This is a genomic window from Mesorhizobium yinganensis (assembly GCF_040081985.1).
Classification (GTDB): Bacteria; Pseudomonadota; Alphaproteobacteria; order Rhizobiales; family Rhizobiaceae; genus Kumtagia; species Kumtagia yinganensis.
On record NZ_JBEBMH010000002.1, the window covers coordinates 52,831 to 73,009 of the forward strand.

At 63.4% G+C, this 20,179-nt stretch carries 19 protein-coding genes and 1 pseudogene; 10 read left to right on the plus strand and 10 right to left on the minus strand.

Features of this window, described 5'->3' with window-relative positions:
• Nucleotides 1–10: 10 nt before the first annotated feature.
• Nucleotides 11–442: a tellurite resistance TerB family protein gene (locus ABMA59_RS03810; protein WP_349003983.1), complete on the minus strand. Its 432-nt coding sequence runs from the start codon at nucleotides 440–442 to the stop codon at nucleotides 11–13.
• 147 nt (nucleotides 443–589) lie between these two features.
• Here ABMA59_RS03810 and ABMA59_RS03815 point away from each other — a divergent pair.
• The 5 genes and pseudogenes from ABMA59_RS03815 (at nucleotide 590) to ABMA59_RS03835 (ending at nucleotide 3,919) form a co-directional block, all read left to right on the plus strand.
• Nucleotides 590–1,343: pseudogene (locus ABMA59_RS03815) on the plus strand (TSUP family transporter).
• Nucleotides 1,344–1,525: 182 nt separating this feature from the next.
• Nucleotides 1,526–2,074 carry a DUF805 domain-containing protein gene (locus ABMA59_RS03820; RefSeq protein WP_349003984.1) on the plus strand — a complete coding sequence of 183 codons (549 nt, stop codon included), beginning with the start codon at nucleotides 1,526–1,528 and terminating at the stop codon, nucleotides 2,072–2,074.
• 97 nt (nucleotides 2,075–2,171) lie between these two features.
• Entirely contained in the window at nucleotides 2,172–2,990 is an 819-nt protein-coding gene (locus ABMA59_RS03825; RefSeq protein WP_349003985.1) for a helix-turn-helix domain-containing protein, read from the plus strand.
• A 78-nt stretch (nucleotides 2,991–3,068) separates the two neighbouring features.
• Nucleotides 3,069–3,491, plus strand: coding sequence for a VOC family protein (locus tag ABMA59_RS03830; RefSeq protein ID WP_349003986.1), 423 nt, complete (start codon nucleotides 3,069–3,071; stop codon nucleotides 3,489–3,491).
• 5 nt (nucleotides 3,492–3,496) lie between these two features.
• Nucleotides 3,497–3,919 (plus strand): cupin domain-containing protein, encoded by a 423-nt coding sequence (locus ABMA59_RS03835; RefSeq protein ID WP_349003987.1) that lies wholly within the window; start codon nucleotides 3,497–3,499, stop codon nucleotides 3,917–3,919.
• Here the strand turns inward: ABMA59_RS03835 and ABMA59_RS03840 are convergent.
• The 3 genes from ABMA59_RS03840 to ABMA59_RS03850 form a co-directional block, all read right to left on the minus strand.
• A complete protein-coding gene (locus ABMA59_RS03840) occupies nucleotides 3,916–4,335 on the minus strand; it encodes a nuclear transport factor 2 family protein (protein WP_349003988.1) in 420 nt (139 codons plus the stop codon). The genes ABMA59_RS03835 and ABMA59_RS03840 overlap by 4 nt on opposite strands.
• Nucleotides 4,336–4,421: 86 nt before the next feature.
• Entirely contained in the window at nucleotides 4,422–5,891 is a 1,470-nt protein-coding gene (locus tag ABMA59_RS03845; protein WP_349003989.1) for a cobyric acid synthase, read from the minus strand.
• Between the two features lie 2 nt (nucleotides 5,892–5,893).
• Complete coding sequence (locus ABMA59_RS03850) at nucleotides 5,894–6,493, minus strand: dimethylsulfonioproprionate lyase family protein (protein WP_425475861.1); 600 nt, start codon at nucleotides 6,491–6,493, stop codon at nucleotides 5,894–5,896.
• A gap of 116 nt (nucleotides 6,494–6,609) precedes the next feature.
• Here ABMA59_RS03850 and ABMA59_RS03855 point away from each other — a divergent pair, with 116 nt between their 5' ends.
• The 3 genes from ABMA59_RS03855 to mmsB all read left to right on the plus strand — a co-directional run bounded on the left by ABMA59_RS03855 (nucleotide 6,610) and on the right by mmsB (nucleotide 9,169).
• The gene (locus ABMA59_RS03855) at nucleotides 6,610–7,776 is read left to right on the plus strand and encodes an isobutyryl-CoA dehydrogenase (protein WP_349003990.1); all 1,167 of its coding nucleotides are present in this window, start codon (nucleotides 6,610–6,612) and stop codon (nucleotides 7,774–7,776) included.
• Between the two features lie 61 nt (nucleotides 7,777–7,837).
• Nucleotides 7,838–8,206 carry a four helix bundle protein gene (locus tag ABMA59_RS03860; RefSeq protein WP_349003991.1) on the plus strand — a complete coding sequence of 123 codons (369 nt, stop codon included), beginning with the start codon at nucleotides 7,838–7,840 and terminating at the stop codon, nucleotides 8,204–8,206.
• 78 nt (nucleotides 8,207–8,284) lie between these two features.
• Nucleotides 8,285–9,169: a 3-hydroxyisobutyrate dehydrogenase gene (gene mmsB, locus ABMA59_RS03865; protein WP_349003992.1), complete on the plus strand. Its 885-nt coding sequence runs from the start codon at nucleotides 8,285–8,287 to the stop codon at nucleotides 9,167–9,169.
• Nucleotides 9,170–9,455: 286 nt separating this feature from the next.
• Here the strand turns inward: mmsB and ABMA59_RS03870 are convergent, their stop codons facing one another.
• The 6 genes from ABMA59_RS03870 to solA all read right to left on the minus strand — a co-directional run bounded on the left by ABMA59_RS03870 (nucleotide 9,456) and on the right by solA (nucleotide 15,784).
• Entirely contained in the window at nucleotides 9,456–9,824 is a 369-nt protein-coding gene (locus tag ABMA59_RS03870) for a hypothetical protein (RefSeq protein ID WP_349003993.1), read from the minus strand.
• A 73-nt stretch (nucleotides 9,825–9,897) separates the two neighbouring features.
• Nucleotides 9,898–10,308 carry a carboxymuconolactone decarboxylase family protein gene (locus tag ABMA59_RS03875; RefSeq protein ID WP_349003994.1) on the minus strand — a complete coding sequence of 137 codons (411 nt, stop codon included), beginning with the start codon at nucleotides 10,306–10,308 and terminating at the stop codon, nucleotides 9,898–9,900.
• A gap of 75 nt (nucleotides 10,309–10,383) precedes the next feature.
• On the minus strand, nucleotides 10,384–11,766 hold the full coding sequence (locus ABMA59_RS03880; RefSeq protein WP_349003995.1) for an aspartate aminotransferase family protein: 1,383 nt from the start codon (nucleotides 11,764–11,766) through the stop codon (nucleotides 10,384–10,386).
• A gap of 203 nt (nucleotides 11,767–11,969) precedes the next feature.
• On the minus strand, nucleotides 11,970–13,145 hold the full coding sequence (locus ABMA59_RS03885) for an MFS transporter (RefSeq protein ID WP_349004632.1): 1,176 nt from the start codon (nucleotides 13,143–13,145) through the stop codon (nucleotides 11,970–11,972).
• Nucleotides 13,141–14,325 carry an MFS transporter gene (locus tag ABMA59_RS03890; RefSeq protein ID WP_349003996.1) on the minus strand — a complete coding sequence of 395 codons (1,185 nt, stop codon included), beginning with the start codon at nucleotides 14,323–14,325 and terminating at the stop codon, nucleotides 13,141–13,143. The genes ABMA59_RS03885 and ABMA59_RS03890 overlap by 5 nt, the downstream gene beginning before the upstream one ends.
• A 313-nt stretch (nucleotides 14,326–14,638) precedes the next feature.
• Nucleotides 14,639–15,784, minus strand: coding sequence for an N-methyl-L-tryptophan oxidase (solA, locus tag ABMA59_RS03895; protein WP_349003997.1), 1,146 nt, complete (start codon nucleotides 15,782–15,784; stop codon nucleotides 14,639–14,641).
• Nucleotides 15,785–15,877: 93 nt separating this feature from the next.
• Here solA and ABMA59_RS03900 point away from each other — a divergent pair, with 93 nt between their 5' ends.
• Nucleotides 15,878–17,455: a trimethylamine methyltransferase family protein gene (locus ABMA59_RS03900; RefSeq protein ID WP_349003998.1), complete on the plus strand. Its 1,578-nt coding sequence runs from the start codon at nucleotides 15,878–15,880 to the stop codon at nucleotides 17,453–17,455.
• Between the two features lie 42 nt (nucleotides 17,456–17,497).
• A complete protein-coding gene (locus ABMA59_RS03905; RefSeq protein WP_349003999.1) occupies nucleotides 17,498–20,086 on the plus strand; it encodes a GcvT family protein in 2,589 nt (862 codons plus the stop codon).
• Nucleotides 20,087–20,179 lie beyond the last annotated feature (93 nt).

Genomic DNA, 20,179 nt, shown 5'->3' on the forward strand with positions numbered 1-20,179 from the left:
CCAAAATTCGCTAGGGCTGCGGGCGCACCACGTCGACCGGGCTGAGGCCCAGAACCTCCAGCGTGCGGCGCAGCAGCCGCACTTCCTTCTCCGCCAGCCGCGAATCGGCCTTGGCGATGTCGGCCATATGGCGCGCCAAAAGTTTGCGGCGGTCTATGTCTAGGTCCTGGAACAATGCCAGCGCCTGCTGGCCGCTGGTCTCGTAGCCGAAATCGTTGAGGAACTCGACGACGCCGTCAATGCTCTCCTCGCCGATACCGAAGGCATCGCGGCAGATGCGGCGAAACGTCTTGATCTCGCTGTCGCTGACCTCGCCATCCGCGAGAATCATGCGGAAAAGCAGAAGCAACTCGGCCGACAGCGTAGGGTCGTCCGCCACCTTGCGCACGCCGGGATCGCCCTCGAACATGTTCCTGAACCGCGACAGAAGTCCCTGCGCCATCCCGAATTCCCCTGACTATTCATGCGGCCGGGTTCGACATATACAGCGCCCCGCCGACGGCTGCCTCTCCGCTCTCTTCGTAGCGCGAAATCCGCTTTGCGCAAACTGCCGCCGCGTGACCGAAGACAGTCAACTGAAAGCCCCGCCTTGTTCGATCTTCCCAGCGAGACCGCCCTGCTGCTCGCCTTCGCCGCGTTCGCGGCCGGCTTCATCGATTCGATCGCCGGCGGCGGTGGACTGATCGCCTTGCCGGCGCTGCTGCTCGCTGGATTTTCGCCGGCCGAGGCGCTCGGCACGAACAAATTGCAAGGCCTGTTCGGCACAGGCGCCGCGACGCTCGCTTACGCCTCGAAAGGCCAGGTCGATCTGCGAAAGCAGGCCCCGATGGCGCTGCCGGCCTTTCTAGGTGGCGCGCTGGGCGCCGTGCTCGCGAGCGTGCTGCCTCGTGCTGATCGCCATCGCACTTTTCTTTGCGCTGAAGCCCAACATGGACGATGTCGACCGCTCCGAGCGGCTGAAGCCCTGTTCGGGCTGATGGTGGTGCCGGCGATCGGGTTTTTATGACGGCGTGTTCGGCCCCGGCACCGGCTCCTTTTTAATGCTCGCCTTCGTGACGCTCGCCGGCTGCGGCGTGCTGAAGGCCACGGCGCACACCAAGCTGCTCAATTTCGGATCGAACGTCGGCGGCTTCGCCGTCTTCGCGCTGGCCGGCGTCGTCGGCTGGAAGATCGGGCTGATGATGGCGGCGATGCAGATCCTCGGGGCGCGCCTCGGCGCCGGGCTGGCGGTAAGAATCGGCGCGCGGCTGATAAAACCGCTGCTGGTGGTTACCTGCGTGGCGCTCGCCATCCGACTGCTTGCCGATCCCACCCACCCGCTGCGGGTCATGCTGGGATTTTGAGCGGCCGCCAACGGCTCAGCCAAGACCGACAGCAGGAAAGGCTCAGCTTATCGATCCTTTTATCCTCGCGGTTACCGTAGGTTGCGAAATGCCGCTCTGCTTGCTCGGAATCGGCTTCTGTTCAGTGAATCCTTTGCAGTCCTCGGGTTTGATCGTCGCCGATCTGCGCGGGGATGTGTGCGATGAATTATCTTTTCAGCCTAAAGGGCCGGTTTGGCCGTCTTCAATGGTGGTCGATACAGTTGATCGTGGGCGTGCTGCTGGTTGGCTCCGCCTACGCTCTTGGCAGCAGCCTGTCGTCATTGAGCGAGGATGCAGCCAGAAGGCTTGCACGCGAGCAAGGCGTGACATTCCTGCTGTCCTTCCTCGTCCTTTTCGTCTTTTGCTGCTGGATCAATGTCGCAGCGACGGTGAAGCGCTATCATGACCGCGACAAATCAGGCTTCTGGTTCCTGATCGTCTTCATTCCGTTCATCGGCGGCATCTGGCAACTGGTCGAATGCGGCTTCCTGAGCGGGACGGGCGGCAGCAACAGCTACGGCCAGCGACGGGCGCTCGACGTGTCGTTCCTCGACGGCTCGGAACTGAGAGACGAGTCGCCCCGCCAAAGCCGCGCCATGAAGGCGGAGCGCAACGTCGAGCCTCCGCAAGCGTCGGCGCCAGCCGTTGTTCGCCGGTCGGCGGGCCTCACTCGGCCGAAGCCGGCAAGCTTCGGCAGGCGTGGCCTGTAGCGACCGCGCGGCGCGATCACGGCTGGCCGTACATGCCCGACCAAGCGACCGGCGGCTTTGTTTTGACGCATCCGCCCCGGCTTGCTAGCCTCAGCGCATGCCCTCGCCGATCCAGCCAGATGTCGGCGCGTTCGAGATGGTCGAAACCCGTCCGGGCGGCCTGCTGCGCGGCATCGTCACGCGCATCGTCGGTTACCGCGAAATGGCGCGCCGGCATATCCGCACGCGCGAGACCGCTTCGCTGACCGTTCCCCTGATCATCAGCTTCGGCGAGCCGTTTTACATCGGCCTCGGTCGCGCGCCAAGCGAAGCCGACCGCATCGCCAGCTTTGCAGCCGGCCTCTATGCCGGTCCGGTGCTGATCGAATCCTTCGGCGCTTCCCACTGCCTGCAGATCGATTTTTCACCGCTGGGCGCCCGGCGGTTCTTCAAGCTGCCGATGCATGAACTCGCCGACCGCATGGTGCTGCTGGACGACGTGCTCGGCAACGAAGGTGCGGCGTTGCGCGAGCGCCTCGGCAATGCACCGGACTGGCGGACTCGCTTCGCACTGGTCATCGACTTCGTATCCGCCCGTATCGACGCCGCGAAAACCCCGGCGGCGGAAGTGCGCGAGGTGTTCGGCCATATCGAAATCTCTGGAGGCCGGGCGCCTATATCGCGGCTGGCAGCGCGCATCGGCTGGAGCAGAAAACACCTCGCCGACCGCTTCAACGCCGAGGTCGGCCTTGGGCCGAAATCGATCGCCCGTATCGTACGGTTCAACCGTGCGCTGGCAGCGGCGCGCTCCGGCGGGGAAGGCTGGGCTGACATCGCCGCCGGCTGCGGCTACGCCGACCAAGCGCATCTCACCCGCGAGTTCCAGGCAATGGCCGGCCTCTCGCCGGCAGCGTGGCGGGCCGAGGATTTTGCCTGACGTTACATTCCTTCAAGACCCGGCAACCGATGCGCCCCATCGTGGCTTACCAAAGCAGGTGAGCCACAGGAGAAAGACATGACCGACAAGGCAATCGAACCGCCCCGCATCTACCCGACTTTCCGCTACCACGACGCCGCCAAGATGATCGAGTGGCTGGAGGAGGCTTTCGGCTTTGCCGTTCACGCAAAATATATGGACGGCGATCACGTCGCCCATGCGCAGATGAGCTTCGGCTCGTCGATGATCATGCTCGGCAGCGTGCGCGACGACCGGTACGGCGCGATGGTTGGCGGACCCGGCGAAAATGGCGGCAAGAGCGTCTATGTCGCCGTCGACGATACGGACGCCGTCTACGCCCGCGCCAAGGCCGCCGGCGCAGGAATCCTGGAGGAGCCGACCGACCGCGACTATGGCAGCCGCGATTTCGTCTGCGTCGATCCGGAAAGCAATATCTGGTCCTTCGGCACCTATTGGCCCAAGCCGACTGACAAGGCGTGAATGCTATGACCGCTCCCGTCACCCCGATCGTGCTCGGCCCCGGCGAGGGCCGCTGCTATGCCATGCCGGCGATGCGTGCCGTCTTCAAGGCGGACGGTGCCGAGACCGGCAACCGCTGTTCGGTCTCGGAATGGTGGGTCGAGCCCCACTGCGCCGGCCCCGGCGCTCACAGCCACGAAGCCAATGACGAGATTTTCTACGTCATCGAGGGCACCGCCTTGGTGATGGTCGGCGACCGCTGGATCGACGCCCAGCGCGGTTCATTCGTCTTCATTCCGGCCGGCACGACCCACGACTTCGCCAACCGCACCGGCAAGCCGGCGGGCCCTTTCAACGTCTTCGTGCCCGGCGGGTTTGAGACGAACATGCAGGGCATCGTAAAATGGTTCGAGGAGAAGGGCCGAACCTACTCGAACTCGGATGACTAAGGGGTGGCGGCTGCCACCGCTTTGGCGGAATCGAACAGATCGATCATAGAAACGGCCTTGCCGTCCTTAAACTCCCATAGATTGGAAATGCGACACTCAGCCTTCCTACCGGTTATTTTGTGCTTATACGCACATTTGCCGAACATTGCGATTTTGTCACCTTGCTCTACGTAGGTCTCCGGCGTGAAGTGAACCATTTCCCATTCGTCAAATATTCCATTGAGATAGGCAACCGAAGCTGATTTCTCCATGCGACCCATCGCAAACTCTAAACCTGGCGTCGCCTGTTCGACGCTGGCAATACGGAAATTCTCTGCCATAAGCGCCTCTAGCTGACTGACATTAGCCGTCAACTTGCTCTTGCCCCAAGCGGCATAAGCAGCCTTCAAATTCGTGAGGTTCTTACTATCGGACATAATAACCCTCCCTAATCGGTGCGAGCTTATCTTGCTGCCAATGCTTTCGTTCCGCAAGTCGTTATGGCTCGGATACTTTTCCGTTCTTACCGCGCCAACGCAAAAACCGCATCGCAGTCGAGACGCTTCTCCAGTTCCGCAGCCACGTCGTCCAGTGCGCGCTCGACCTCCGCGCGATAGTCGATGCCGCCGCCCTTGACGCCGAGACTTTCCAGCAAGCGGGTGCGGAACAGGTCGGCGTGAAACAATCCGTGCATGTAGGTGCCGAACACTTTTCCGTCGGCGGAGGTCGCGCCATCCTCGACACCGCCGATCAGCGTCGCAGGACGCAGGCAATCCGGGCCAAAGGTGCGGCCAAGATGGATCTCATAGCCGGACAGCGGCGCATCGAAGGCGAGCGACCGCGCGGTCACGTTGCGCACTGTCTTTTCCGGCTCCATCACTGTCTCGATATCGAGCAGGCCGAGCCCCGGCGTCTCACGCACGCTGCCCTCAATGCCATCTGGATCGCGCACGACGTGGCCGAGCATCTGGAACCCGCCGCAGACGCCGACCACATGGCCGCCGCGCCGGCGGTGAGCCTTAAGGTCATCGTCCCAGCCATTCTTGCGAAATTCGATCAGGTCGCCAATCGTCGATTTCGAGCCTGGGATGACGACCAACCCGGCATCCTGCGGCAACCGCTCGCCGGGCGGGACGAACACGACCTCCACCTGTGGCTCGGCCTTCAACGGATCGAGATCGTCGAAATTGGCGATGCGCGCCAGCATCGGCACCGCGATCTTGAGAGCCCGCCGCTCGCCGGCCGCCAGCCTCTCGAGCACGACCGAATCCTCGGACGGCAGCATTGCGGCCGCCTTCAGCCAAGGCACGACGCCAAAACAGCGCCAGCCGGTGAAACCCTGGATCGCCTTGATTCCGTCGTCGAACAGCGAGGCATCGCCGCGGAACTTGTTTATGAGATAACCGGCAATCATTCTCCGGTCTTCGTCCGGCAGGATGAGATGCGTGCCGGCCACCGACGCGATCACCCCGCCGCGGTCGATGTCGCCGACCAGGACGACCGGAACGTTGGCGCGCGTCGCAAAGCCCATATTGGCGATGTCGCGCGGCCGAAGGTTGATCTCCGCCGGCGAGCCCGCGCCCTCGACGATGACGAGGTCGGCACCCTCCCCGACCTTGGCCCAAGACTCCATCACGGCATCCATCAGCTTGGGTTTCAGTGCCTGGTAGTCCCGCGCCTTCGCCTGGCCGAACATTTTTCCCTGAACGATGATCTGCGAGCCGATGTCGCTTTGCGGCTTCAGCAGCACCGGGTTCATGTGCACCGAGGGCGCGACCCCGCAGGCAATCGCCTGCAGCCATTGCGCACGGCCGATCTCGCCGCCACCGGCCTCGCCGGGAATGTCGGCCACCGCGGCGTTGTTCGACATGTTCTGCGGCTTGAACGGCTTTACCTTCAGCCCGCGCCTTAGCGCCGCGCGGCAGAGCCCCGCGACCAGCACCGTCTTGCCGACATCCGAGCCGGTTCCCTGAAGCATGATCGCACGTGCCATGCTCAGCGTCCCTCGCCGATGACCGAGCGCTGCGCCAGCGGCCCTCCGCGCCACAGATAGACGGCGAGCAGTGGATCGTCGCCGGTCCGCATGGCGTGATTGACGTTGGACGGGTGGTGGATGATGTCACCTGCCTCGCGAACCACAAAATCACCAACGCCCTTGCGCCATTCGGTGCCACCGGTCAGCGGAACGTAGATCTCTTCTGCAATGTGATGGTGATCGGGATAATGCGCGTGCGGCCCGAGGATGAGGAATCCTGCCGCGATATCGTCATGCACAAAATGCCCGCGCGAGCCGAGAACTTCGAGCCAGCCATAATTGTCGACGAAGTTCTGGCCGAAATCGGCGGCCGTGTAGGTCTGGCCCCAGCAGAACTGGTCGCGCTGCATTGCGACAACAGTTGCCAACGCTTCACCCGGCGTCGGCGCTATCTCGACGATCCTGTCGAGATGACCAAGGCATGCCAGCCGATTCGGAGTTAGCGCCCGTTCCTCCATCGCATTATCCAAGGCCGCGAAAAACCTCGGCGGCAGCCGATCCGAGATTTCGGTCAGATAGCCCAGGAAAGCCTGGAGCAGCCTTGCAGCAGTCGCAGTCACGCAAACCTCGATCTATAATTTTCGCACAACCGATGCGCGGCCTGGCCGGTTTGCGCGGCGGCATCATTGGTCTAGATTGAGGCCGAGGCATAGCCAAAAACGTCGGGAGGACGCCCATGGACACCGCAGTCGATCCGGCCGCCACGCAATTCGATCTTTCCGAGGATCAGCGTGCCATCAAGGAGATGGCGGAGGCTTTTGCCGCCGACCGTGTGGCGCCGAACGCGCTCGACTGGGACAGCAAGCGGCATTTCCCGGCGGACGTGATCAGGGAGACCGGTCCGCTGGGCTTTGGCGGAATCTATGTCCGCGACGATGTCGGCGGCTCCGGCCTGAAGCGCCTGGATGCCGTGCTTGTCTTCGAGGCGCTGTCACGTGCCTGCCCGGGCTTCGCCTCCTTCATCTCCATCCACAATATGGGCGCCTGGATGATCGACCGGTTCGGCAGCAAGGAACAGCGCCAGCGTTTCCTTCCGAAGCTGACAACCATGGAGTGGCTCGCCAGCTATTGCCTCACCGAGCCCGGTTCCGGCTCCGATGCCGCGGCGCTGAAGACACGCGCCGTTCGTGAAGGCGACCACTATGTGCTGAACGGTACGAAACAGTTCATTTCCGGCGCAGGAGACAGTGACGTCTACGTCGTCATGGTCCGCACCGGCGCCGATGGACCGAAGGGCATCTCGACGCTGGTGGTCGAGAAGGGCACGCCGGGGCTCTCCTTCGGGGGGCTGGAGCACAAGATGGGTTGGCACATGCAGTCGACCCGCCAGGTGATTTTTTCGGATTGCCGCGTGCCGGTTGCAAATCGCCTCTCCGAGGAAGGCGCCGGATTTTCGATCGCCATGGCCGGACTGGACGGCGGACGCCTTAACATTGGCGCCTGCTCGCTCGGCGGCGCCCAGTCGGCGCTGGACAAGGCTGTCGCCTATGCCGGCGAGCGAAAGGCATTCGGCAAGGCGATCCGTGAGTTCCAGGCGCTGCAGTTCAAGCTGGCCGACATGGAGACGGAGTTGCAGGCGGCAAGAATTTTCCTCTATGCCGCCGCGTCAAAACTCGATGCAAAAAGCCCAGAAGCCGGCAAATGGTCGGCGATGGCAAAACGCTTTGTCACCGACATCGGCTTCCAGGTGGCAAACGACGCGCTGCAGGTCCACGGCGGCTACGGCTATCTCCACGACTACGGCATCGAGAAACTGGTGCGCGACCTGCGCGTCCATCAAATTCTCGAAGGCACCAATGAGATCATGCGGATGATCGTGGCGAGGACGTTGGTGGGGAAGTAGATCTAGGGCAGTAGGGCAGTAGGGCAGTAGGGCAGTAGGGCAGTAGGGCAGTAGGAAAAGGATGCCCGAGAAGATCGATTCTTACAGGGACCTGGTCGTCTGGCAACAGGCGATAGATTTGGCTGTGGCCGTGTACGAAACGACAAGCAACTGGCCGAGGGACGAAGTCTACGGGTTAACCAGGCAAGCTCGTAGGGCGGCCACGTCCGTTCCCGCCAACATCGCCGAAGGATATGGCAGGGAAAATGTTGGCTCCTATCAGCAGTTCCTGAGGATCGCGCAAGGATCGTTAAAAGAGCTGGAGACGCATCTATTGATCGCACAACGCATAGGCATCGCATCGCGCGATGGAATCGGCCCCTTGCTAACCAGCAGTGAGAGCGTCGGAAAATTGCTGCGCCTTCTGATCCGAAGGCTCTCGAACGACTAACCCTACTGCCCTACTGCCCTACTGCCCTACTGCCCTACTGCCCTACTGCCCTTTCCACCGCCATTCAGGAGCACGCACATGCCAACCATCGCATTCATCGGCCTCGGCAACATGGGCAACCCGATGGCGGCCAATCTGGTAAAGGCCGGGCACGCGGTACAGGGGTTTGACCTGATCCCCGAAAACCTCGCCACGGCAAAGGACCACGGCGTCGCCATCATGGCCAACGCCCATGCGGCGGTGAAGGACGCCGAAATCGTCATCACCATGCTGCCGGCCGGCAAGCATGTCGTCTCGGTCTATGAAGACATCGTGCCGAACGTCGCCGACGGCGCGCTCCTGATCGACAGTTCGACGATCGACATCGAATCGGCGCGCAAGGCGCACGGTATCGCGGCGCGGCGGGGCCTGCTTTCAGTCGACGCCCCGGTGTCGGGCGGCACCGGCGGCGCGGTCGCCGGCACGCTGACCTTCATGGCGGGCGGCAGCGCCGAGGCCTTTACCAAGGCCGAGCCTGTGCTGAAGCCGATGGCCGGTCGCATCGTTCATTGCGGCGAGGCCGGCACCGGTCAGGCGGCGAAAATCTGCAACAACATGATGCTCGGCATCTCGATGATCGGCGTCGCCGAAGCCTTCGTGCTGGCCGAAAAGATCGGGCTGACACATCAGGCGCTTTTCGATGTCGCCTCGACTTCGTCCGGCCAGTGCTGGTCGTTGACCACCTATTGCCCGGTGCCCGGCCCCGTCCCCAGTTCGCCGGCCAATCGCGACTACAAGCCCGGCTTCGCCGCGGCACTGATGCTGAAGGATCTGAAGCTCGCGCAGGAGGCCGCGCAATCCTCCGGCGTCGCCACGCCGCTCGGCGCGCAGGCCGCGCAACTCTACGCGCTGTTCTCGGGACTCGGCCATGCCGGCAGCGATTTCTCCGGCATCATCCGCATGCTGCGCGGTGACGTTGGGTAATCGCGAAATCTCTTCTGTTAAGGTCGAAAAGAGGCGCGTTTAGGTTTGCTTAAGCTCTTGCTAACCGTGCGGTAAGACTATCCAGGTACAAACAACCCAGATCGGTCATCGCAGCCGCTCTCACGCTCCGGATCAGGTATTGCGTACCGGAGCCGTCATCTTCGCAGTGTAATGCGTAGCGAAGGCCATGCGTATTTTGGCAAGACCGCGCCCTTTCGCCCATCGAAAGGCGCGGTTTTTCCAGTTCGCCAACCCTTCCGCTCGGAACCCACTATCAGGCGCGCTGTCACGTGCCCTTGGATCGCGCGCTCAACCGTCGATAGTTAGCCTTGACCCTCCTGCCCACGGGTTTCAGCGCCGCGTGCATCGCCTGCTCGGCGGCCACCCCGTTCAGCATCGACGGCGTCCTGCCGGACAGCAGTTCGGGCCAGAAGCGCATGGCCGCGCCCGCCACGGACACTTGCGCCGCGGCCATGCCTTGCGCCATCGCCATGCCTTTCTCGGTTACGGCCCTCATTGTCTCTATGCCGCCCGCCCCGGCATTGGTTTCACTGGCAAGCAGCGGAATCCGCATCCACATCACCATCGGCGCCAGCATCAGGTTGGACGCCACTTCGGCAGCATTGCGGAGATTTCCCGCGCGACGTCTTGCCATGATGGAACATCCCCCAGAAGCTTCGGAATCGATTGCAATAGTTTGGATAGACAGCGGAAAGTCGAACGTCCGATCAGTCGTGTGGCTGGAATTGCACATCGACCGGAGGACGCAACGCATTGGCCAGCCGATTGGTTTCATTGGCCATGCCGACCACCGAAAGCACTTCCATGAACTGCTCTTCGGTCATGCCCTTGGCGCGCGCACCGGCCGTGTGCGAATAGGTGCAGTATTCGCAGCCATTGGTTGCCGAGACGGCGATGTAGATCAGTTCCTTGGTCAGCGGATCGAGCGCGCCGGGCGCCATCACCTGTTTGATCGATTCCCACGTGCGCTTGAGCAGAGCCGGGTCATGCGCCAGCACCTTCCAGAAATTGTTGATCCAGTCGGATTTTCGGGTCTCCATGATGTCGTCATAGACGGCCCGCACCTCGGCGTCTGCCATCTCGTATTCCACCAAAGTCACCAGCGCCTTGCCCGACATCCACTTTCTCCGATTTGAAATGTTTCGGGGCGAAGCCGAAGCTCCGCCCCCGTTGAATTGCAACGCCGCGCCTGGTTACTTCGCCTTGCTCAAATCCGCGAAGGCAAGATCCAGGGCCTTCGCGATCCGGTCGCCTGCCATATCAATCGTGTCGCGCGTCCACATGATCGGCGGCGACAGGATCATCGTGTCGCCGGTCGCTCGCATCATCATGCCCTGCGCGATCGCGTGGTCGCGGATGACGACCGCGGCGCTGCCGGCAGGCAGGAAACGCTCGCGCGTCGCCTTGTCCTTGACGATCTCGATGGCGCCCATCAGGCCGATGCTGCGCACCTCGCCGACCAGCGGATGGTCCGCCACCTTCTCCTGCAGCATCTTTGCGAAATACGGCCCGGTGTCTTCGCGCACCCGCTCGACCAGCCCTTCCCGCTCGATGATCTCGAGATTGGCGAGACCGACCGCGCAGGCCACCGGATGTCCGGAATAGGTATAGCCGTGGTGGAACTCGCCGCCCTTCTCTTCGAGCGTTCTGGCGATCCGGTCGCCGACCAGCAGGGCGGACAGCGGCAGGTAGCCGGAGGTCAGCGCCTTGGCTGTGGTGATCGTATCCGGCTCGATGCCGTAGGTCTCGGCGGCGAACCAATTGCCGGTGCGCCCATAGCCGGTAATCACCTCGTCGAGCATCAGGAGCACGTCGTATTTGCGGCAGATGCGCTGCACCTCGGGCCAGTAGCTCGCCGGCGGTATTTTTACGCCTCCCGCCCCCATCACAGGCTCGCCGATGAAGGCGGCGACCTTGTCGGCGCCGGCTTCGAGAATGGCGTCCTCGACGGCCTTCGCCGCCCGCAGACCGAATTCATGGTCGCTCTCGCCGGGCAGCGCCAGCTCGAAGGCATAGGGCATCATGACATGCACGATGTTGGGAACCGCGCCGCCGAGTTGCCCGTGCATAAGCTCCATGCCGCCCAGCGACGTGCCGGCGATGGTCGAGCCGTGATAGGCGTTCTTGCGCGAGATGATGCGGTTCTTCTCGGGCTTGCCCTCCAGCGCCCAATAGTGGCGCACCAGGCGGAGCGCCGTATCGTTGGATTCCGAGCCGGACGAGCCGAAGAACACCTGATTGACGCCCTTCGGCGCGAGTTCGGCAATCTTCTTCGCCAACAGGATCGGCGTCGGCGTCGAGCAGCGGAAGAAGGCGTTGTAATAAGGCAGTTCCTTCATCTGCCTGTAGGCGGCTTCGGCGAGTTCGTCGCGCCCGTAGCCGACATTGACGCACCACAGGCCGGCCATGCCGTCCAAAATCTCATTGCCTTCGGAATCGTAGATGAATGGCCCGTCGGCGCGCACGATCATGCGGCTGCCGGCGGCGCGCAGTTCCTTGTGGTCGGTGAACGGATGCAGATGATGCGCGGCATCGATCTGCTGCAACTGTTTTAGCGAATAGTTCTGATAAGTCATCGGGTTACCCTCTCGTCTTGATTCAATCCGGCGGGCGCCGGGGAGAATTCAGCGAGACGAGCCAGGCGGCGAATAACCGATGCGGGCGCATAGGCGCAGCAATTCGGCATGGATGGTCCGGCTCGACGGCGTCGAGGCATGACCATCGCTGCGGTGCCGGTTTCGGAACATGGTTGGACTGTAGTCGAGCTTCCCGCGAAGGTTCAAGCCCATCGCCTGCGCGCCGACCGATAGATCGCCAGCGCCACCAGCAGGCCGGTCAGGCCGGCTATGACGATCGGCAGGCCGAAGGGTCCTATCCCCTGCATCAAGGCGCCGGCGCTCGGCGGCCCGACGATGCCGCCAAGACCCCAAAGCAGCGCGAAGGCGGCATTGCCGGCAACCAGCGCCGAGCCCTTGAAACGGTTTCCGAGTTCCACCAGCGCCATCGTGTAAACGCCGTAGCCAACCCCTCCCATGACTACGAGAAGCGGCCAGATGAACGGCGTGAGGATGAATTGGCCCAGCAGCAGCGCACATGTTCCGGTCGCCACCGCACAGAAGATGATCATGGAGCGCGCGCCAAGCTTTTCCGCCGCAAGCCCTAGCGGAATCTGAAGCACGATGTTGCCGATCGACAAGGCGGTGATCAGCGCGGCCAGTGTCGCCGCGGCCAGCCCGAACGAACTTCCGAACACCGGCATCAGCGAATAGGTGCTTTGCTGTGTCGCCGCCGACACCAAGACAGCCGTGAGCAATGCTGGCGCGGCGCGCATGAAGAAAAAGAACCCGCCGGACGGTTCCTCGTCCGCCTCGAAGCCTGCCAAGGACGAGGATACGAGCCCGAGGACGACTGCGCAGGATACAAAACCCGCGATCCCGATCAGGAACGGCGCCCAGCCTTCCGTGCCGACCAAAGTCAGCGCCAGCGGTCCGACCGCGTAACCCGCGCCCATCAGCGAATTGAAAACGCCCATCACGCGGCCGCGTTGCGAGGGTGGGGCCAGCGCCAGCGCCCAGACCTCGCCCAGCACATAAAGCGGATTGATGACGAATCCGATCAGGAAGCGGATAGCGAACCAAGCAAATTCATTCTGCAGCGCGCCGATGGCTAGGAAGCACAGCGCGCCCGCGATAGCGCAGCCGACGGCAAGGTTACGCGCGCCGAAGAGGCGCACCGCGCCCGGCACCAGCGACGCCGACAGGATGAGCCCCAGCGGCATCATCGCGGCGGAGACCCCGATCAGTGTGGGCGACATGCCTTGCCGCTGCATCAGGATCGTGAACAGCGGATAGCTCAACCCTTGCGCGGCGCCGAACACCGCCAGAGCGGCCGTGACGCCAGAGAGCGCACCCCATCTCAAGGGACTCTCAGTCTTGGCGTGCTCGACAGCCTCAATCACCGGCCGTGCTCCTCCGCGACGAGAGGCTTGCAACAATACCCGCCGCCAGCGCGCCGCACAGCAAGGCCAGTGCAAGGGGCAGTCCCTGCACGCCGATCAGGTCCATGACCGTACCGGTAAATGGCGGCCCGGCGATGCCGCCGGCGCCCCACGCCAGCGCGAAGGCGGCGTTGCCGGTCATCAGCATCGCGCCGGAAAAGTGCTCGCCAAGCTGGATCAGGCCCATCGTGTAGATCCCGAAGGCGACGGCGCCCCAGACGAAGGTCACCGGCCAGATCAGCACCGTGGGGAGCAGCACCGGCAACAGCGCGCAGCCGGCCGCCGCGAACAATGCGCAGAGCAGCATGACACGATCCGCCCCAAGCCGCTCGGCCAACGCGCCGAGCGGAATCTGCAGGACGACGTTGCCGGCGATGAAAACCGTGAGCAGCGTGGCAATCCTCTGTTCCGAACTGCCGTGCGCCTCGCCATAGACGGAAAACAGCGCCAGCAGCGCCTGCTCGAAGGCGGCCGCGGTGAACACCGCAAACATCAGCAGCGGCGCGACCAGCACGAAACCCGCGACCGAGGTCGGCTGCTTCTCGTCCCGCATTTCGGGCATGCGCGGCAGCACGGCCAACAGGATCGCGCCGCAGAGCACGAAGGCGGAGATGCCGACGAGGAAGGGCGGCCAACCTTCCGTGCCGGCCAGGGTCAGCGTCAGCGGCCCGATGGCGAAACCCGCCGACACGACCGACGCATAGATGCCCATCAGCCGGCCGCGCCTCGCAGGTGGCGCCATGGCGATCATCCACGTCTCGCTGATCACATAGAGCGGGTTGGCGGCGAAGCCGATCAGAAAGCGCAACGGAAACCACGCCCATACGTCCTGCCACGTGGCGATAGCAGCCAGCAACAGGGCCGCCGACGCCGCGCAGGCCAACGCCAGCCGCGCCGCCCCGAAGTGCCGCGACAAGGCCGGTATGAAGAAAGACGAAACGATGAAGCCGAGCGGCGTCATGGCGGCCGATATGCCGATCATCGCCGGCGACAGACCTTGCCGTTGCAGGATGAAGCTGAGCAGCGGATAGCTAAGCCCCTGGCTGATCGCAAACACAGCCACGGTCGCGATGATGCCGGCGATGGCCGCGACGGGCATATCGGAGGGTTCGGATGTCGGCGGATTTTCTGCCGTCATGGGTTGGGCTGGCGCTTTGGAGAACAACGAACCGGCTGCTTGCCATGGCGGGTGGCAAAACACACTGCGGCAGGCGGGCGATTTCGACCTGCCAGGAGCGCAAGGCAGTAGGGCAGTAGGGCAGTAGGGCAGTAGGGCAGTAGGGCAGTAGGGCAGTAGGGCAGTAGGGCAGTAGGGCAGTAGGGCAGTAGGGCAGTAGAAGAGGAACTCCCGGTTGCAAAACGGTCAAGGGTTGTCGCGGCCGAGTCTTTATCCACCGACCTCGGATAGATGCCCAGACCAGCACTCCCTACTGCCCTACTGCCCTACTGCCCTAACCCCACCTCCTCATCCTGAACCGTCCAATGTCATGCGGCGTCTCGCCATCAAGGGCCAGATCCGCAACGATTTCGCCAATGACGCTGGCGAACTTGAACCCATGCCCCGAGCACGGCGAGGCAACGACGATGCGCGGGTCTTCCGGCAGGCAGTCAATGACAAAGTCCTCGTCCGGCGTCATCGTGTAGACGCAGGTCTTCATCGCCTTCAGCCGCCCCGCTGCGTCGGGCAGGTAACGTTCCAGGAACCGCCGCGTTCGCGCCTCGTCCGCGGGACCGGCGTCCTGGCGCGCGTCGTCGGCTGTTGCCAACCTGCCGCTGCCGAAGTGCGAGGCGCATTTGAATCCGAGGCCGGCAAAATCCGGGAAGCCGTAGAGGAAGTCATCCTCTCCTTCAATGGCGAACACCGGAAGCGCCCCGAGCCCGAACAGTTCCGGCCGCTTCGGCTCGTACCAGGTGAGCACCATCCGGTTCAGGAACAGCTGTGGCTTCAGTTCCGGCACGAGTTCCGCAATCCATGGGCCGGCCGCGACGATGACCGAACCGACTTCGATCACCCGGTCGGCGAGCACCACGCGCACGCCCTCCCCGCGCGGCTCGATCGCCAAAACCTTTGTGTCCGTGAGGACCGCCGCGCCGGCCTCCTCCGCCAGTCGCAGATGCAGGGTGCTGGCGAGGTCCGGACGTACAAAGCCGCCCTGCGGCTGGAACATGGCCGAATAGTTTTCGGGGAGCCGGATGGCGGGAAAGCGGCGCGCGACCTCGGCCGGATCGAGCAATTCGTGGTCCAGCCCGTGCAATCGGCAGGCTTCGAGCGAACCCGCGACCAGCATGCCGTCGGGCTTGCCGGCCTCCAGAATGCCGGTGACGGTCAGCACAGTCTCGCCCGTCAACTGCTCCAGTTCCCGCCAGTTCTCATAGGCGCGTCGCACCAGCGGCACATAGGAAGGGTGCTCGAAATAGCCCAGCCGGATCGCTCGCGATTCGCCATGCGACGAGCCGCGGTCATGGCCCAGCTGGAACTGCTCGGTGCCGATGGCCCGCACGCCGCGCCGCGCCAGATGGAACAGCGCTGCGCTGCCCATAGCGCCGAGGCCGACGACGGCGACGTCGTAACTGTTCTTCTCCGTCCCTAACGTCATGTCGCTTCCCTCGTCCAACGGGTCGCCGCCTCCGCAATGGCAGGTTGGCGTCCGGTCCATTATGCCGCCCGAATAGCACGAGTGAGGACCAGCATGAACGCAGCCGTCCAGCCAGCGGAACCGGCCGTGGCAACCGAGCGTCCCCGCCGCGGCGGACGGGCGGGCAAACGCGCCGGCGGCAGCGCCGCCTTCGAGCAGCCGCCGTTCCGCCAGCTGAAAATCCCGTTCCAGCCGACCAAGCTGATCTCCGACGACGAACTGGAATCGATCCACCTCGCCTCGCTACGCGTGCTGAAGGAGATCGGCGTCGACGTGCTGCACGAGGGCGCGCGAAAAATCATGAAGGAGCATGGCGCGGACGTGCGCGAGGGCAGCGAGCGCGTGCGTTTCGATGCCGACATGATGCTGGAACTGGTCGCTCATGCGCCGTCGGAATTCACCATCCACGCGCGCAACCCGGCACACAATGTTCGCTTCGGCGGCAACAATCTTGTGCTGTCGCAGATGGCCTCGGCGCCAAACTGCTCGGATATGGACGGCGGCCGCCGCCCCGGCAACCAGCGCGACTTCCGCAATTTTTTGCGGCTGGCGCAGATGCACAACATCCTGAACACCACCGGCGGCTATCCGGTCGAGCCGATCGATATCCACCCCTCGGTGCGCCACCTCGAATGCATCCGCGATCTCGCGACGCTCACCGACAAGGTGTTTCACATCTATTCGCTGGGGCGGGAGCGCAATGTCGACGGAATCGAGATCGCCCGCATCGCCCGCGGCATTTCGCGCGAGCAATTGCTGGAGGAACCGTCGGTCTACACCATCATCAACACCAATTCGCCGCTGAAACTCGACGTGCCGATGATGGAGGGCATCATCCAGATGTCGTCGGCCGGCCAGGTGGTGATCGTCACGCCGTTCACGCTGTCAGGCGCAATGGCGCCTGTGACGATTGCCGGCGCGCTGGTGCAGCAGAACGCCGAGGCACTTTCCGGCATCGCCTTCACGCAGATGGTGCGCAAGGGCGCGCCAGTCGGTTACGGCGGCTTCACCTCCAATGTCGACATGAAATCGGGCGCGCCGGCCTTCGGCACGCCGGAATACATGAAGGCGCAACTTGTCGGCGGGCAGTTGGCGCGGCGCTATAAAATCCCCTACCGCACCTCAAACACCTGCGCCGCCAACACGGTCGACGCGCAGGCGGCTTATGAAAGCGTGTTTTCGCTATGGGGTGCGATCCAGGCCGGCGGCAATTTCATGCTGCACGGCGCCGGCTGGCTGGAAGGCGGCCTGCGCTGCTCCTACGAGAAGACGATCCTGGACATCGACCTGTTGCAGATGGTGGCGGAGTTCTTGACCCCGCTCGACCTGTCGGAGGATGCGCTGGCCGTGGATGCCATCCTCTCGGTCGGGCCCGGAGGCCATTTCTTCGGCACCCAGCACACGCAGGACCGCTACAAGACCGCCTTCTATTCGCCGATCCTTTCCGACTGGCGCAATTTCGAGACCTGGGCGGAAGCCGGTTCTCCCACCGCGATGGAAAAGGCCAACCGTGTCTGGAAGGACCGGCTGGCAAGCTATGAGGAGCCATGGATGGACCCCGCCATCCGCGAGGAACTCGAAGCCTTCGTCGAAAAACGCCGCGCCGAGGGCGGCGCGCCGACGGATTTTTGAGCCACCATTTTATCATTCTCAATTCAATACGGACCCAACTTCATGAAATCCCACGTCAAAGCGGTTGTCATCGGCGGTGGCGTCGTCGGCTGCTCGGTGCTTTATCACTTGGCCCGCGCCGGCTGGACCGATATCATACTGATCGAGCGCTCGGAGCTCACCTCAGGCTCGTCCTGGCACGCCGCCGGCGGCTTCCATACGCTGAACGGCGACCCGAACGTCGCGAAACTCCAAGCCTATACGGTGCAGCTTTACAAAGAGCTTGAAGAAATTTCCGGCCAGTCCTGCTCGCTGCATCTCACCGGCGGCGTCATGATGGCCGACACGCCGGAGCGCATGGACTTTCTGCGGCTGGCGCACGCAAAAGGCCGCTATCTCGGCATGGACACCGAGCTGATCACGCCGTCCGAGGCCAAGGCGATGTTCCCGCTGATGGACGAGACGAATTTCGTCGGCGCCATGTGGGACCCGGTCGAGGGCCATCTCGATCCCTCCGGCACGACCATCGCCTATTCCAAGGCGGCTAAAAAACTCGGCGCCGAGATCGTGCTGCGCAACCCGGTCAAGGAACTGACGCAACAGCCGGACGGCACCTGGAACGTGATTACCGAACAGGGCGTCGTTCACGCCGAGCACGTCGTCAATTGCGGCGGCCTGTGGGCGCGCGAGATCGGTCGCATGGTCGGCGTCGAACTTCCGGTGCTGGCCATGGAGCACATGTACCTGCTCACCGAGCCGATGCCGGAGGTCGAGGCGTTCAACAAGGAGACCGGCCGCGAAATGGTCGGCGTGCTCGACTTCAAGGGCGAGATCTACACCCGCCAGGAACGAAACGGCATCCTGCTCGGCACCTATGAAAAGGCCTGCAAGCCGTGGTCGCCGGTCAATACGCCGTGGGATTTCGGCCACGAACTCTTGCCGCCCGACCTCGACCGCATCGCGCCGTCGCTCGAAATCGGCTTCAAGCATTTCCCGGGCATCGAAAAAGCCGGCATCAAGCAGATCATCAACGGCCCCTTCACCTTCGCGCCCGACGGCAACCCGCTGGTCGGCCCGGTGCAGGGCCTGACCAATTTCTGGGTGGCCTGCGGCGTGATGGCCGGGTTTTCGCAAGGCGGCGGCGTCGGCCTGGCGCTGTCGAACTGGATGGTCAATGGCGATCCCGGCTTCGACGTGTGGGGCATGGACGTGGCGCGCTGGGGCGAATGGGCGAGCCTGCGCTACACCAACGCAAAGGTCCGCGAAAACTATTCGCGCCGTTTTTCCATCCGCTTCCCCAATGAAGAGCTCCCGGCCGCAAGGCCGGCACAAACGACTCCGCTCTACGACATCATGGTCGCGCAGAACGCGGTCATGGGCGATTCCTGGGGCCTCGAAACCCCTCTTTGGTTTGCGCCGAAGGGTACCGAGCCCAAGGACATCGTCTCCTTCCACCGCTCCAACGATTTCGAGCATATCGGCAACGAAGTACGCGCCGTGCGCGAGAGCGTCGGCGTCACCGAGATCGCCAACTTCGCCAAATACGAAGTCAGCGGCAGCGGTTCCGAGGACTTTTTGAACCGCCTGATGACGAACCGCATGCCGAAGGAGGGCCGCATCGTGCTGACCCCGATGCTGAACGAGTTCGGAAAACTGATCGGCGACTTCACCATCGCCAATGCTGGTGCAAAGGGGGCCGGCGACGAGCGCTTCATGATCTTCGGCTCGTCAGCCGCGCAGAAATACCATATGCGCTGGTTCGAAAAACACCTGCCGAAGGACGGCAGCGTAAGAATCCACCGCTTCGACCAGACACTGGTCGGCCTCTCGATCGCTGGGCCAAAGGCGCAGGCGCTGCTGCAAAAGCTGGTCGACGACGACGTTTCGACCGCCTCCTTCAAGTTTATGGATTTCCGCGAGATGGCGGTGGGTGGCGCGCCCTGTATGGTCAACCGCGTGACCTATACCGGCGACCTCGGCTACGAGATCTGGATGCAGCCGGCCTACCAGCGGCTGGTCTATGCGGCGATCAAGGCCGCCGGTCATGAATTCGGCATCGTCGATTTCGGCATGCGCGCCCTCCTTTCCATGCGGCTGGAGAAGAATTTTCCGACCTGGTTCCGCGAACTCAGGCCGATCTACGGCCCGTTCGAAGGAGCTATGGAGCGTTTCACCCGGCTGGAGAAGAACGACTTCATCGGCCGCGAGGCAGCCGCGAAGGAAAAGGCCGACGGCCCGAAACTGCGCCGGGTCTCGTTGGTCGTCGAAGCGCTCGATGCCGACGTCATGGGCGACGAGCCGATCTGGGCCAAGGTGAACGGAAAGGATTTCGGCACGGTCGGCAAGACCCACGACTTCGGCGCGCCGCGTTTCGACACGACAGGCAAGGAGGCGCGAGGCTCCACGGCGGCCACCGGCGCGTCCGCCGTGCGCGGCATCCATGACGGCGAATGGTCGGTGGTCGGCTGGGTGACGTCGGGCGGATACGCGCACTTCGTCGAGAAGTCGCTGGCGCAAGGGTATGTGCCGGCCGAACTCTCCGAGGACGAGAGCGAAGGCATGTTCGAGATCGAGATTCTCGGACACCGCCGCCCGGCGCGTATCAATGTGCAGCCACTTTTCGACCCGGCCGGCGAGAAGATGCGGGGGTGACACTTTACCCTCCCCCTTGTGGGGAGGGTCGGACGGCAAAGCCGGCAGGGGTGGGGGTAGAATGATTTACGTGCGACAAAAGACCCCCACCCC

Coding starts and splice junctions, on each gene's coding strand:
- ABMA59_RS03890 (WP_349003996.1), bottom strand. CDS start 14,325: ATGACGGCAGAAAATCCGCCGACATCCGAACCCTCCGATATGCCCGTC.
- mmsB (WP_349003992.1), top strand. CDS start 8,285: ATGCCAACCATCGCATTCATCGGCCTCGGCAACATGGGCAACCCGATG.
- ABMA59_RS03870 (WP_349003993.1), bottom strand. CDS start 9,824: ATGGCAAGACGTCGCGCGGGAAATCTCCGCAATGCTGCCGAAGTGGCG.
- ABMA59_RS03900 (WP_349003998.1), top strand. CDS start 15,878: ATGAACGCAGCCGTCCAGCCAGCGGAACCGGCCGTGGCAACCGAGCGT.
- ABMA59_RS03855 (WP_349003990.1), top strand. CDS start 6,610: ATGGACACCGCAGTCGATCCGGCCGCCACGCAATTCGATCTTTCCGAG.
- ABMA59_RS03860 (WP_349003991.1), top strand. CDS start 7,838: ATGCCCGAGAAGATCGATTCTTACAGGGACCTGGTCGTCTGGCAACAG.
- ABMA59_RS03840 (WP_349003988.1), bottom strand. CDS start 4,335: ATGTCCGATAGTAAGAACCTCACGAATTTGAAGGCTGCTTATGCCGCT.
- ABMA59_RS03835 (WP_349003987.1), top strand. CDS start 3,497: ATGACCGCTCCCGTCACCCCGATCGTGCTCGGCCCCGGCGAGGGCCGC.
- ABMA59_RS03880 (WP_349003995.1), bottom strand. CDS start 11,766: ATGACTTATCAGAACTATTCGCTAAAACAGTTGCAGCAGATCGATGCC.
- ABMA59_RS03810 (WP_349003983.1), bottom strand. CDS start 442: ATGGCGCAGGGACTTCTGTCGCGGTTCAGGAACATGTTCGAGGGCGAT.
- solA (WP_349003997.1), bottom strand. CDS start 15,784: ATGACGTTAGGGACGGAGAAGAACAGTTACGACGTCGCCGTCGTCGGC.
- ABMA59_RS03825 (WP_349003985.1), top strand. CDS start 2,172: ATGCCCTCGCCGATCCAGCCAGATGTCGGCGCGTTCGAGATGGTCGAA.
- ABMA59_RS03830 (WP_349003986.1), top strand. CDS start 3,069: ATGACCGACAAGGCAATCGAACCGCCCCGCATCTACCCGACTTTCCGC.
- ABMA59_RS03905 (WP_349003999.1), top strand. CDS start 17,498: ATGAAATCCCACGTCAAAGCGGTTGTCATCGGCGGTGGCGTCGTCGGC.
- ABMA59_RS03845 (WP_349003989.1), bottom strand. CDS start 5,891: ATGGCACGTGCGATCATGCTTCAGGGAACCGGCTCGGATGTCGGCAAG.
- ABMA59_RS03820 (WP_349003984.1), top strand. CDS start 1,526: ATGAATTATCTTTTCAGCCTAAAGGGCCGGTTTGGCCGTCTTCAATGG.
- ABMA59_RS03875 (WP_349003994.1), bottom strand. CDS start 10,308: ATGTCGGGCAAGGCGCTGGTGACTTTGGTGGAATACGAGATGGCAGAC.